Source organism: Undibacterium sp. RuTC16W, from assembly GCF_049339445.1.
In the GTDB taxonomy this organism is placed as follows: Bacteria; Pseudomonadota; Gammaproteobacteria; order Burkholderiales; family Burkholderiaceae_D; genus Undibacterium.
Genome location: NZ_JBMPPE010000006.1, coordinates 123,867 through 137,661, shown reverse-complemented (window position 1 = coordinate 137,661; position 13,795 = coordinate 123,867). Strand labels below are relative to the sequence as shown.

Here is a 13,795-nt window from a genome sequence, read left to right as displayed (position 1 = left end):
GATAAAGCTTATTTGTTGACGAACTCATGGTCGATATTACCGGCGACATCCTTCTTGACATCAACATCGGTAACAAAATCAGGGAAACCCGGATTCGTTACGCGTATTTTATGCTTTCCCAAGGAGAGATTTAAATGTTTTAAAGGCGGACTGGCTCCCGCTTGTACACCGTCGACAAAAACCGTACCCCAAGGCTTGATCGCAAGTTTGATATTAGCTTTACGGATCGTTTTTTCTTCGGATGGGATGGCAAGCGGCTTCGACTGCGCAGCGGCCTTGTTTAATTCAGCCAGCTTGATTCTGGCGGCGTCAGCAAATTGTCCATCTGGATATTGCTGTAAAAATGCGGCGATCGTTTTTGGCGCAAGTTCGGTATCGCTCTCTAATTTTGACCATGCGATTTGCTCCCGACTCAACTCCGGCACACTGACTGCCAGCGCCGGCAGAGATGCTGTATTGACGGAACCAATGCTTGCTGGAGAAGTTTGTAGCTGCTTTACCGGCAAAGGCGGTATCGATTTAGCGGAATCAGAGCGCATAGAAAAATAACCGCCCAAACCAGCGAGAATGAGCACTCCAAATGCAATAGCCAAGCCTTGTGATGTCAGCACAAAACGATTTTTGATGTTCGTTGCGATGTCCATTTCATGCGGAGTCACTTGCACTGCTGGCGCCATCACTGTAGCTGCAGGAGGAGCTACAGAAGTATATGGCGCATTTTTAATACGGGCTATTCTCGCTACCTCATCCTTCACGTCAACACCGGAGCGCCCTGCGTACGCATTGCGGGTGATATCAAGTTCACCAATACCAAGCGAGTGACGAAATACCTCTACACTCTGAGGGCGGTCTTGAGGCTGTATCGCCAGACTACGATCAACCGATATCAGAAATTGCTCCGTAAATCCTGATGAAATTCGTCCGTGTAGTGGCGTCAGAGTATCCTTGACGACACGTGCAACCGAGATCGGCGGCGCGCTTTTGACAATCGTAAAATAAATGACTGCGGCTAGAGCATAGATGTCGGTCCAGGGACCCTGCGTCATTTCGGAATCATCAGAATATTGTTCTACCGGCGCATAACCGGGTTTTAAAATCACTGTAATTCCCTGTGTCATATCGCCGATAATCTGGCGAGCAGAGCCAAAATCGAGCAACACAGCATCACCATTTTTTTGCACAATGATGTTGTCTGGCGAGATATCTCTATGCAGAATTTTGGCATGATATAAGGTATCGAGCGCTTCCAGAATCTGCTTAATAATCGTTTTAAGCCAGTCTTCGGTAACAATTTCCGGTCTGGTATTGACGATATCTTTGAGCGTCTGTCCATCGTAATACCGCATGACCATGTAAGCTGTTTTATTTTCCTCCCAAAATCGATACACATGTACCAAGGAAGGATGATCGAACTGCGCCAGCAAACGGGCCTCGTTGATAAAACTTTTCAAACCGGCGTCGAAAGTCTTTTTATGTCGCTCGGCGCGCACCGCGACGCTGGCATCTGTGCCGCGTCCGGCCAGTGCACCCGGCATGTACTCTTTGATTGCGACAGTGCGCTGCAGGGAATGGTCGAATGCCAGATAAACGATACCAAAACCTCCCTCCCCCAAAACACCGGTGATCTCAAAATCATTCAGCCGCGTGCCAATGGCAAGGCAACTCTCCCCAGGAGCGTGTACCGATGCTGAAGTAGATGTTCCGTCCGGGAGTATTTTTTCTGTATTCAAGACGTATCCGAAAGAATTCTAGGTTTTACTTTGTGTTTTACTGTGCTGACTCATGGTGTACAGAGTGCTCAGCCACATCCACTGCACTCGCCGCGCTCCCATCCTGAACAAGGATGGCAAACGCAGAAAAGTTATCTCTGCCAACATTACCCGCCTTGTTGTGTCGCTCGGCAATCAGTATCATCTCATTCAGCCATGCATCTGCGTTACATGCCCACCCCAGCACTTGCTCCATCTCATTTTCGAACACCCATTCCCAAAGGCCGTCACTACACAGCAAAAAAGCGTCACCATCCTGCAACGCAGTCGCCTCCAGAGTGACCTCAGGACTGCTATCGCCCTCGGCACCAATCGCTGCAAATAATACGCTACGCTGAGGATGCTGGCGCAAGAGATCATATTCAGCATATCCGGCATCAACCATCCGCTGTGCCTGACTATGATCCTTGGATACCCCAATGATTTTACTGTTTCTGAACAAGTAGATACGTGAATCGCCAAGATGCCCCCATAAAGCACAACGATTGCTTTGATCAATGAGCAATGTGGCAACAGTAGCACTCATTTGCTGTTGCTGAATGTTGCCTAATTTGCGCTGTGCTACCTGGTGTATTGCCCAGTCTACGTAAGAGCGTAACGCTCTTGTGCTAAACGAGGCCTCTTGCAAAAATTTTCCAATGATACTGTCAGTGACCAGATGCGCAGCCAGTTCACCTCCCTCGTGACCGCCAGTGCCATCAGCCAGCACGAAGCAAGCGAGGTCGTCCTCGATGGCACTCGCAAGTGCATCCTGATTAGTCTGCCTGTCACCGATACCGGTAATTTGAGCAATGTCGAGGCGCATCAGAGGTCGTTGAATTAGATCAGATTGCTTTTAAATCCTGCCTGGCACGCTCGACTTCATTTTCATAAGCGAGCAGAAAGTCCTTACCAAACAGAGACTGAAATTCGTCCTTTGATTCTAGCGAAATCGTGTCGAACACGTCAGAAAAATGATCCCACATAAGAGCTTTGCGACGAGCCGGGTTGATTGCGTCAAAAAATCCAGGCACACCGGCACGCTGCTCAAAACCACCGGGTTCGAGTTTATGTATCAAGGCATCCATCACTGCCTTCATACCCGCCACAACGCCGAGCTGATGCGCATGTAAATCTAGATAGGCATCTTCCATCGCCTCGTCCGGCGCCATAAAACCTGGCATCTTTTTACGTAACATCTGGGTCAATACGGTGTCGCTGTCGGGGAAAAATTTGAGCGGATTATTTTTTCGCAATACCACCATCGTGAGTTCAGCCTTGACTTCACGTTTGACAAGGGCTCGCTGGGAAATCAAACCCATCGTGCCCTTTACCGAGGTTGCCATCAACTTTCCCATGGTTTCCATCAATTCGGGCGTCAGTCCAGACGACAGGTTCAGATCAGGAAGGCCAGCACCTTTTAAAAATGCCTGAAGCAAGCCACTGGTGTCAACAGACGCTCTGGATGCATCGGCAATTTTCCCCGCTGCCTGTAATTCAGCTACTGCCGTCACTGCAGGCATCGACGGTTTTACAATCATGGTAGAAGCTACCGCCTGGTAGGAGGGCGCGGGAATGCCTGAAGTCGCCGTATTTTGCTGACTACTGATTTCCGGACGCAATAAAAATTGTGGCGGCTGAGCCGTTGGTTTAATGCCAGCGGCGATAGATTTCGGCATCGAGAGATTGGTTGCAGGACGCGACGGTATTTTTTGATCCGATCCAGGAATCATTTTACCGGCACTGACAGTCTGCTCCTTTACCGGCAACGGTGCATAGCTCACGTGATCGGCGGCATCCTCCGCACAAACGCTTAGCAAGTACAAGCCAATATGAATCTGATCGCCTGCGTGGATATCATAGGCACACTCAGCATCAATTTCTTTGCCGTTAATCTGGATAGGATTGGCGAGACTGAGGTTCATCAGTTGATGTCGCGAACCATCACTCCAGACTTTCGCCTGGTTACGGGAGACGAAATGCCGGGGATCGGGTAATACAAAAAAATTATCGTCGCTACGTCCTATAGTAGCCGGATCCGCACCAAATGTAGCAGACAGTGGCTGGTCGGAAATTTCATCATTGTAAGAAACGACGGCAATTTTAATCATTGTTTTATCCAAAAACGACGCAGGGGCAACAGCAAATCAAATCACGGCCATCATCAAAACTGGCGGCACATCATCTCTTTACCGGTGCGGCTAAATTATCTCTCTATTTCCTCAGTCAAAACAGATATACACATCATTAGCGATTACCCGGCTTGCAGCAAACAGAGATGTGTTTCCTTATGGCATCAATCATCCGTGCCCCCCTCCACTACAATATTGCCTGAGAGTACCGCAGCTTACCTGATTCTTAGCAAATCAGCGACAGGCTTAAAGCAACGATTGGGCATCAGGCGTTGGTTTTACGACAGTTCTGATGCGTCAGAAGAAACACCATAACAAGATACGCAAAAATTAAACTCTCTCAAAATAGAGATAAAGAGAAAGGAAGAAGTGAGCACGCTGTTGTTTTGCGTAAGTCTTGATTTAGAAGCATATGACGTCGTTGCAAGTCGCTGACAGGACAGCACTACGGCAGACTAGCTACTAAGTCAGACTCAATCGCGCTCCTAATTTAAATAATTAACAAACCCTGTAACAAACTACGACTTAAAGAACCTGCGCTATGATGATATAGTGGGACCGTGTTTTATTAAAATGTCATCTTTATTGTGAGGATTGGATGAGTGATCCAATATCAGGCGAGCCGGTATCATTTGAACCGACCGGTAGTTTTCAATATCAGGAGCTGATCGAATCCCGCCTGGGGCAACCGATCGCAGCCGAATTGTCCGCTGCTGATGCAGAAAGATTAGCTAAGTCACCGGGTGCCAGGCTGATCGCTGGCAGAAACGTACTAGGCTTGACTGTAGAACAGGTCGCATCACAGCTAAGACTGGCGCCTCGTCAGATACGCGCACTTGAGACTGACGACTATGCCAGTTTGCCCGAGCCGGCCATCATCAAAGGCTTTGTCCGCGCTTACGCTAAATTGCTCAAACTCGACCCGACGCCAGTGCTTGCCTTGCTGACGGCAGATCTCGCCCAAAACGCCATCAGCACATCAAACCCTCGTAGCACAACATCTCGGCGCTCGTCCGCCTCATCTGACGAGAGCAAACCGCCGTCAACATCATTGAAAGTTCTGCTATTCGTATCCGCCTGCGGATTACTGGCTCTTGCCTGGTTTGCGTTTAAGCAATACAAGCACTGAATCGGGAGCAGAATGGATGTGGCCGCCGGGCACTTTATCTGGCGGAGACAACGGCAATAATGCCTTAGATAGCTATACTCCCCTGATAGCCATATAAAACATGGCCTATCCCGCATGTTTTATATGGGCGATAAAAATATACTCATCCCCAGTATTTAATTATTTACATCTACTGTCTGCATCTATTCAACCACCAATGAGGTACAAATAAGCTGTGAGGCTACTAACAATCAAACATTACATCGCTGACAATACAGTTCCCGCGCGATCATAGCGTCAAGTCAATCTATCTCCGTCCCCACTTAATCAAGTAATGTTCCGCCGCGACACATCGCATAATTTATAATCTCGCCTTGATCTTCTTTTGCAAAGCCCATCATGACAGCCCACATCATCAGCGGAACCCAGCTCTCCCAACAAATTCGTACCGAAGTCACACAACGCGCAGCCGCATTGACCGCACAAGGTAAACAACCCGGTCTGGCAGTGATTCTGGTCGGAGAAAATCCGGCGTCCCAGGTGTATGTGCGCAATAAAGTGAAGGCGTGTGAGGATTGCGGATTCTATTCCGTGCTGGAAAAATACGATGCCGATTTGAGTGAACTGGCTTTACTCGCGCACATCGACCGTCTGAATAAAGATAGCAAGATCAACGGGATTTTGGTACAGCTCCCCCTGCCGGCGCATATTGATGCGAATAAAGTCATCGAAGCCATCGCCGCTGACAAAGACGTCGACGGCTTTCATATCAGCAATGCCGGTTTGCTGATGACCGGACAGCCATTGTTCCGCCCTTGCACACCGTATGGCGTCATGAAAATGCTGGAGTCCATCGATTATCCTGTACGCGGCGCGAATGCCGTCGTGGTCGGCGCATCGAATATTGTTGGCAAGCCACAAGCGATGCTGCTCTTGCAAGCAGGCGCTACCGTCACCATCTGCAACTCCAAGACCCGTGATCTGGGCGCACATACACGTAATGCGGATATCCTCGTGGTGGCAACCGGCAAACGTAATATTGTGACAGCCGACATGGTCAAGCCAGGTGCTGTCGTACTCGACGTCGGTATGAACCGCGATGATGAAGGCAAATTATGCGGTGACGTCGATTATGCCAACGTCAAAGAAGTGGCAGGCTACATCACACCGGTGCCGGGCGGCGTCGGTCCGATGACGATCACGATGTTACTGGTTAATACGATCGAAGCAGCCGAACGTATTTGATTGTACTGACTCGTATTTAATCGCACTCAACCGACGGCAATCTCCAGACCCGTTTGATTTTATGAAGGTAAACAGATGACTCAACAAAATCCCCTGCTCGACTTTAGCGATTTACCGCAATTTGCAGCGATCAGACCAGAGCATGTCAGCCCCGCAATTGCCAGTTTGCTAGAAGAGAACCGTGCGGTCATCGCTACTCTGGAAGCTCCTGTCGCGCAGGTCACCTGGGAAAATTTTGTTGAACCACTCGAAAACGCGACCGAAAAACTCGGACGCGCATGGGGTATTGTCGGTCATTTGAATGCTGTCGTCGACACGCCGGAATTACGCGCGGTCTACAATGAAAATCAACCCTTGCTGACCGAATTCTGGACATCTCTCGGCCAGAATCTTGCGCTGTTCGATAAGTACAAAGCGTTGCAAGCCAGTCCTGCGTTCAACCAGTTTTCACAAGCCAGAAAAACCATCATCAATAATGCCATCCGCGATTTTCGCCTGGGTGGTGCAGAGCTACCTGAAGACAAGAAAATCCGCTACGCCGAGATACAGGAAAAACAAGCGGCCTTATCCACCAGATTTTCTGAAAACGTACTCGATGCGACCAATGATTACGGATTGTTCATTGATGACATCGACGAATTAAAAGGCTTGCCAGAAGACGTCTTGCAAGCGGCCAGATCAGCGGCAGAAAAAGACGGCAAGACAGGATATAAATTTACGCTGCACTTCCCCTCGTATTTCCCGGTACTGCAATATGCGGATAACCGTGAATTGCGTGAAAAAATCTATCATGCAAATGCGACAAAAGCGTCGGAATTAGGCGGCAATCCTGAATGGGATAACACCGCCATCATCGCCGAATTATTAGCACTGCGTCAGGAAGAAGCCAGCCTGCTCGGTTACCAGAATTTTGCTGAAGTATCGCTGGTGGCCAAGATGGCGGACACACCGGCACAAGTCAGCGCCTTCCTGCTTGATCTGGCGAACCGCGCCCGTCCGTTTGCCGAAAAAGATCTGGCAGAACTGCGCCTGTTTGCCAGTGAACAGTTGGGCATCACCGATCTGCAAGCCTGGGATACCACTTATGCTTCAGAAAAACTGCGTGAACAGCGTTATGCATTTTCTGAACAAGAGTTAAAGCAGTATTTTGCCGAGCCGCAGGTCATCGCAGGCTTATTCAATGTGATCCAGACTTTGTTCGCCGTCAGCATCAAGGCAGACAGCGCACCGGTCTGGCATCCGGATGCCAAGTTTTATCGCATAGAAAAAGATGGCAAGCTGGTAGGTCAATTCTATCTCGATCTGTATGCCCGCAATGGCAAACGCGGTGGAGCATGGATGGATGATGTACGTGGTCGCCGCCGCACGGCATATGGCATCCAGACTCCCGTTGCCTATCTGACCTGTAATTTCAATGAGCCAGTGACTGTAGACGGTATCACCAAACCCGCCTTGTTCACGCATGATGATGTGATTACCTTGTTCCATGAATTTGGTCATGGCTTACATCATTTATTGACGCAGGTAGATGAATTATCGGTCTCCGGTATCTCTGGCGTCGAATGGGATGCGGTCGAATTGCCATCGCAATTTATGGAGAATTTTTGCTGGGAATGGGATGTGTTGCAAGGCATGACTGCGCATGCCGAGACTGGCGCGCCGCTGCCACGCGATCTGTACGATAAAATGATCTCCGCCAAGAATTTCCAGTCAGGTATGCAAACCCTGCGTCAGGTTGAGTTTTCTCTGTTTGACATGCGCCTGCATGATGAGGTCGGCACAGACAGTAAACATGACGTACAGGCGATTCTGAATACAGTACGGGAACAGGTATCCGTATTTACACCACCGGATTTCAGCCGTGTTCAGCATTCTTTCGGCCATATCTTTGCCGGTGGTTATGCGGCGGGTTATTTCAGCTATAAATGGGCTGAGGTGTTGTCGGCCGATGCTTATGCTGCGTTTGAAGAGGCAAGCAAGGCAGAAGGCAGTACACTGTCGCGTAGCATAGGACAAAAATTCCAGGCAGAGGTATTGGCAGTCGGTGGCTCACGCCCGGCACTGGAATCCTTCAAGGCCTTCCGTGGCCGCGAACCTACGGTAGATGCTTTATTACGCCATCACGGCATGGCAGTCTGATTTTTTGGAGAAACAGATGAATCGTCAATCAACAAATATTTCACTGAGAGTCAGTTTTGTTTTCATCAGTCTGCTGATGACAGCGAGCGCACAGGCGCAATTATATAAATGGGTAGGTCCTGACGGCAAAATCACCTACAGCGACGTTCCACCGCCCGCCTCCGTAAAACAAGTTCAATCCAAGTCCTATGATGGCGGCAGTCCTGCGAACAATTTACCGCCAGAGCTGGCGGCAGCCGTCGCAAAAAATCCGGTCATTTTATACACCGCCGCCAATTGCACGCCCTGTAATGAGGGACGGGTATTCCTGAAAGGTAACGGCATTCCCTTTTCAGAGAAAACTGTCAAGACGCCAGAAGATGCTGATAAATTGCAACAAGTCAGCGGTGACACGCAACTGCCCTTACTCGTGATCAGTAATGTCAAATTCCGCGGCCTGGATACCAGCGAATGGCGCGCCGCATTAAGCAAGGCAGGCTATCCTGAGACTGATCAGTTGCCTAAAGATTATCGCTATGCTGCTGCAGAATCTGCGGCGCCCGCACCGGCAACTGCGGCAAAGAACGACACCACCGATGACAATGCAACGCCCAACAGAAAAAAACGTAAAGCACCGCCACCACCGCCTGCCAGTGCTGAATCTGGTTTCCGGTTCTGATCAGTTCGCTTCATACTGAATGATGTTTTTCAGTCATACGGAAAACAATATAACGAGCACTATCGCTTTAGTCTGGAACTGATGTTCGATCCGCTCAATCATGTTCAATGAAAACCCATGAGACCCAATGACACGCATCGACTTTCATAGCAATGTGCCGGACAAGCTCAATTACACCTGCCGCCTGATCCGCAAGGCCAGAGCGGCACAATGTAAGATTGTGGTGTTTGACAACAACAAGGCACAGCTTGAGGCATTAAATAATGCACTCTGGACGTTTTCAGAAGCCGATTTTTTGCCTCATGTCATGGCTGGTGACCGCCTGGCTGAGCAGACCCCGGTTATCCTCACATACGACGATACCGTACCGCTACCGCATCACGATATTTTAATTAATCTGACAGATGTGTCACCTGCACATTTTGATCAATTTGAGCGCATGATAGAAATCATCGCCATCGACGAAAACGCGAAACTGGCAGGCCGGGAACGCTATCGCTTTTATCAGCAGCAGGGACATACCTTGTCTCACACTACCGCCAAAACTACGTAAATCATCCTCATCATGAGCAATCAAATCGATGCAAGCATCCCCGTCCTTACTGAAATTATTCAACCGGGCAATGAGTTTGATCTGACACACAACAGCGCTGCAGTGATCGCGACGCCAGCATCTGGTCAGATGTCGCAGCAAAGTGTCAGTGAAGACGAATGGCAAAAACTGGAACAAACCTTACGGGAAAACGTACTGCGTCAGGTGTTAGCGCGCGTGGACTTCGTCCTGGAACACCGCGTCAGAGATAGCCTGGCCGATGTTTTGCAAACCGCTGTTGAAGGTCTTGCACTGGACATCCGCGGTGGCTTGCATAAAACCATAGAGGAAGTCATTACCCGTGCAGTCACGCAAGAAATCACCAAAGCAAAAATTTCGAAATAAGTCATCAATTCTTATAATTTTTTGTTTTAACAACACGTCTTAAATATTTTCTTCTAAAAATAAAAATATTCCACTAGTTATTGAATACATTAACATTCAATAACTTTCTACAATCTCGCTATCACACAATAGGAGATTCGCCCCATGAAGGTTATCGTTTTAGGCGCAGGTATCATCGGCACCGCATCCGCCTGGTTTTTAAAAAAAGAAGGTCATGAGGTCACCGTGATCGAACGTCAGCCTGGCGCTGCGCAAGAAACGAGCTTCGCCAACGGGTGTCAGATATCCGTATCACATGCCGAACCCTGGGCGAACCCATCGGCTCCGCTGAAGGTACTAAAATGGCTAGGCAAAGAAGACGCGCCCTTATTATTTCGTCCGCGTGCTGAATGGCTGCAATGGATTTGGGGACTGAGTTTTTTGCGTGAATGCACACCAGCACGCACGGCAGACAATATCCGTCAGATCGTTGCCATTTCAGAATACAGTCGCCAGACCTTGCAGGCCGTGCGTAAAGAAACAGGCATCGATTACGATTGCCTGACCAAAGGTATTCTGCATTTTTATACTGAGCAAAAAGAGTTCGACGACTCTCTTCCCGCCGCCAAGCTCATGCGCGACCTTGGCTGCCCGCGCGACTCCATCAGTGCTGACGAAGTTGTCCGTATCGAACCGGCATTAGTACGCATCCGCGACAAAATCGTCGGCGGCGACTATACCGAAACAGATGAATCCGGCGACGTATATAAATTTACCAGCGGCTTAGCCACCAAGGCAGCGGAGTCCGGGGTCGACTTTCAATACAATACCAGCGTCACACGATTGCTGACTGAAGGTAGCGGCGCCGGTGCCAAGGTCATCGGAGTCGAGGTCATTGATGCCGCCGGTCGCCACAAGGTATTGCGGGCAGATGCCTTCGTCATGGCGATGGGCAGTTTTTCCCAGCCCTTACTCAAACCACTAGGTATCAATCTGATGATTTATCCGGGCAAAGGCTACTCAGCGACCTATGCGATTACTAATCCCGACGAGGCTCCCACGATCTCCCTCACTGACGATGGCTACAAGCTGGTGGTTTCTCGCCTGGGTGACCGCCTGCGCGTAGCAGGGACCTGTGAGGTCAACGGCTATGGACGTGATTTAAATACGGCGCGTTGTGAAGCAATCACCCGTCGCACCCGCGAACTATTTCCAAACGCCTGCGACTACGACAACCCGACCTATTGGACAGGCTTGCGTCCGTTGACACCATCCAACGTACCTTATATTGGCAAAACCAAATTCAATAATTTATTTCTGAATACCGGTCACGGCACTCTTGGCTGGACTATGGGAGCAGGTTCGGGACGCGCGATTGCCGATATCGTCTCGGGCAAGGTTCCTGACGTTGAATTCGCATTCACTGGCATGGACAGACGTCATCCCGGTGGCGTGTTGGTACCTGCCTGAATAAGGGAAAAATTTTAAAATAACTTCGTTGAAAAACTCATCTCAATTCAATTTTTCAGATACCAGATATGAACTCCTAGTCTGAATGCGGCTTGCAGCAGGTTTTCTTCTGCAAGCCCGCATCAAAACAGCGGGTTCTGTTTGGTCAACATCTAAAGAACGACACTTAATCGCATCACGTCGTTTCATTACTCATTTTGAAGTCTCACTATAGCGAGTAGCAATATGTTGCTACGTCAGGAATCGCACGATCCTGTCTTGCACTGGATCTCATCGACAGGTTTCACAAAAACTATCTTTCCTCTTGCTGCGCCGAAACACCAACACATCCTCACGGCGGCCTCACGCCCAACTCAATGAAGTGATTTCTTTGATCCCTGTCATCCGGCTGTATAGCACTTGCGTTATCTACACACAAAGGGACTGGGGCTAAGAGCCCCGGCAGTAGCAATCACTGACGCAGTTCCGAAACCGCTTATTTAGCAATCCGAACCGGCAGCTCGGCCGCTTTTTCATCAAACACAATGCGTGTCGCAAATTTAGCGCGCTTCATCGGGAAGCGAGAATGGAAATGACGGACATTGCCAGAACCGGAAATGACGCGTCGCACAAATTGATAATAGGCATCCATATCAATCACATGTACCACCAAAAAATAATCGTATTCGCCAGACACAAAATAGCACTGCATCACCTCGGCTTCTTTGTTCATGCCTGCTTCAAATGCGTGCATATGCTCATCAGACTGATTCGTCAGCGACACCTCGAGAAAAGCCAGCATGCCATATCCCAGTGCAAACGGATCGACCATAGCGACCTCTGCACTAATGATGCCCGCTTCGCGCAAATCTTTGATGCGTCGCAAACAAGTAGGCTGTGAAATGTGCAGCTTGTCGGCAAGCACTCTGGTGGGGGTCTGATTATCCTTTTGCAGCAAGTTCAAAAGCTTGCGATCTACCTTGTCAAGTGCTCGATATTGGGGCATATAAAAATCGTCGTATTTACCAAAAAAACAAACAAAATAGCTTTGCGAATTAATTTTTCTGTTGTACCTTCTGGCTATTCAGTTATCTGAATAAGTCAGAGATGCAGTAATGTTGTCCTACTTTTTTTAAACCTTAGGAGTATGTTCATGTCGTTCAAAACTAAAATGATTCCACTGGCTGGCGCAATTGCTTTCGCTTTCGCTGGTGCTGCGGCTGCTCAAGAACAAGTTGTTAAAATCGGTCACGTAGGTCCAATTTCCGGCGCGATTGCCCATCTGGGTAAAGACAACGAAAACGGTGCCAAAATGGCGATCGAAGAACTGAACGCTAAAGGCGTGATGATCGGCGGTAAAAAAGTAAAATTCGAACTGTTGACCGAAGATGACGGCGCAGATCCAAAACAAGGTACAACCGTAGCACAGAAACTGGTTGATGCGAAAGTAAACGGCGTAATCGGTCACTTGAATTCTGGTACAACAATTCCAGCTTCAAAAATCTACAACGACGCTGGCATCCCTCAAATTTCCCCATCTGCAACAAATCCAAAATACACACAACAAGGCTACAAAGGCGCGTTCCGCGTAGTAGCGAATGACGGCCAATTGGGTGGCACTTTGGGTCGCTATGCTGTGCAAATCAACAAAGCGAAAAAAGTCGCTGTGATTGATGACAAAACAGCGTACGGCGAAGGTGTTGCTGCTGAATTTATCAAAGGTGCAAAATCCAAAGGTGCTGAAGTTGTCGTAACTGAGCACACAACAGACAAATCTACTGATTTCAGCGCGATCCTGACCACAATCAAAGCAAAAAATCCAGACGTGATTTTCTTCGGCGGTATGGATGCGGTTGCTGGTCCTATGCTGCGTCAGATGAAAGCTCTGGGCATTACTGCTAAATTTATGGGCGGTGATGGCATCTGCTCCACTGATCTGGTCAAGCTGGCTGGTGATGGCATTGGTGAAGGCCAAGTAGTTTGTGCTGAAGCTGGTGGTGTGTTGGAAGCGCAGAAAAAAGTTAGCGATGACTGGAAAGCTGCTTACAAGAAAAAATTTGGTATCGAAGTACAAATCTACGCACCGTATGTTTACGATGCTGTGATGACGATGGCCGACGCAATGGTTCAGGCAAAATCTGCAGAACCAGCTAAGTACCTGCCATTCCTGGCGAAGATCAAACATAAAGGTATCACTGGCGACATCGAATTCGATGCTAAAGGCGACATCAAAGACGGTACTCTGACTTTGTACACATACAAAGGCGGCAAACGTGAGATCGTTCAAGTTGTGAAGTAATTCCAGATAGGCTGCTTATCCAGCCTTCTTTAAAAAACGCGACTGTCTTTGACTCGTCGCGTTTTTTTATTATTTACCCGACATCACCAATATCTTCAGCA

Annotated in this window: 12 protein-coding genes; 8 read left to right on the top strand and 4 right to left on the bottom strand. The window is 48.8% G+C overall.

All coding sequences use genetic code 11. From position 1 onward, the window contains the following. Positions 1-8: 8 nt before the first annotated feature. The 3 genes from ACO0K4_RS13080 to tagH are packed head-to-tail and all read right to left on the bottom strand — an operon-like array spanning position 9 to position 3,859. Positions 9-1,730 (bottom strand): protein kinase domain-containing protein, encoded by a 1,722-nt coding sequence (locus ACO0K4_RS13080; protein ID WP_422957073.1) that lies wholly within the window; start codon positions 1,728-1,730, stop codon positions 9-11. A 37-nt stretch (positions 1,731-1,767) separates the two neighbouring features. Next, entirely contained in the window at positions 1,768-2,574 is an 807-nt protein-coding gene (locus ACO0K4_RS13075) for a PP2C family protein-serine/threonine phosphatase (RefSeq protein ID WP_422957072.1), read from the bottom strand. A gap of 19 nt (positions 2,575-2,593) precedes the next feature. Then, positions 2,594-3,859, bottom strand: coding sequence for a type VI secretion system-associated FHA domain protein TagH (gene tagH, locus ACO0K4_RS13070; protein ID WP_422957071.1), 1,266 nt, complete (start codon positions 3,857-3,859; stop codon positions 2,594-2,596). Positions 3,860-4,478: 619 nt separating this feature from the next. On the opposite strand from tagH, the gene ACO0K4_RS13065 reads away from it, so the two are divergent. From ACO0K4_RS13065 to ACO0K4_RS13035, 7 genes are all read left to right on the top strand, one after another. Further along, positions 4,479-5,009: a helix-turn-helix domain-containing protein gene (locus ACO0K4_RS13065; protein ID WP_422957070.1), complete on the top strand. Its 531-nt coding sequence runs from the start codon at positions 4,479-4,481 to the stop codon at positions 5,007-5,009. A 378-nt stretch (positions 5,010-5,387) separates the two neighbouring features. Continuing rightward, positions 5,388-6,233 carry a bifunctional methylenetetrahydrofolate dehydrogenase/methenyltetrahydrofolate cyclohydrolase FolD gene (folD, locus tag ACO0K4_RS13060; protein WP_422957069.1) on the top strand — a complete coding sequence of 282 codons (846 nt, stop codon included), beginning with the start codon at positions 5,388-5,390 and terminating at the stop codon, positions 6,231-6,233. 75 nt (positions 6,234-6,308) lie between these two features. Beyond that, entirely contained in the window at positions 6,309-8,372 is a 2,064-nt protein-coding gene (locus tag ACO0K4_RS13055; protein WP_422957068.1) for a M3 family metallopeptidase, read from the top strand. A 16-nt stretch (positions 8,373-8,388) separates the two neighbouring features. Beyond that, the gene (locus ACO0K4_RS13050) at positions 8,389-9,030 is read left to right on the top strand and encodes a glutaredoxin family protein (protein ID WP_422957067.1); all 642 of its coding nucleotides are present in this window, start codon (positions 8,389-8,391) and stop codon (positions 9,028-9,030) included. 127 nt (positions 9,031-9,157) lie between these two features. Then, complete coding sequence (locus tag ACO0K4_RS13045) at positions 9,158-9,583, top strand: DNA polymerase III subunit chi (protein WP_422957066.1); 426 nt, start codon at positions 9,158-9,160, stop codon at positions 9,581-9,583. 12 nt (positions 9,584-9,595) lie between these two features. Next, positions 9,596-9,967, top strand: a complete 372-nt coding sequence (locus ACO0K4_RS13040; protein WP_422957065.1) for a hypothetical protein — start codon at positions 9,596-9,598, stop codon at positions 9,965-9,967. 144 nt (positions 9,968-10,111) lie between these two features. Then, complete coding sequence (locus tag ACO0K4_RS13035; RefSeq protein ID WP_422957064.1) at positions 10,112-11,416, top strand: D-amino acid dehydrogenase; 1,305 nt, start codon at positions 10,112-10,114, stop codon at positions 11,414-11,416. 475 nt (positions 11,417-11,891) lie between these two features. Here ACO0K4_RS13035 and ACO0K4_RS13030 read toward each other — a convergent pair whose 3' ends face one another. Further along, positions 11,892-12,401, bottom strand: a complete 510-nt coding sequence (locus ACO0K4_RS13030) for an Lrp/AsnC family transcriptional regulator (RefSeq protein WP_422957063.1) — start codon at positions 12,399-12,401, stop codon at positions 11,892-11,894. A gap of 147 nt (positions 12,402-12,548) precedes the next feature. Here ACO0K4_RS13030 and ACO0K4_RS13025 point away from each other — a divergent pair, with 147 nt between their 5' ends. Continuing rightward, the gene (locus ACO0K4_RS13025; protein WP_422957062.1) at positions 12,549-13,694 is read left to right on the top strand and encodes a branched-chain amino acid ABC transporter substrate-binding protein; all 1,146 of its coding nucleotides are present in this window, start codon (positions 12,549-12,551) and stop codon (positions 13,692-13,694) included. Positions 13,695-13,795: the final 101 nt, after the last annotated feature.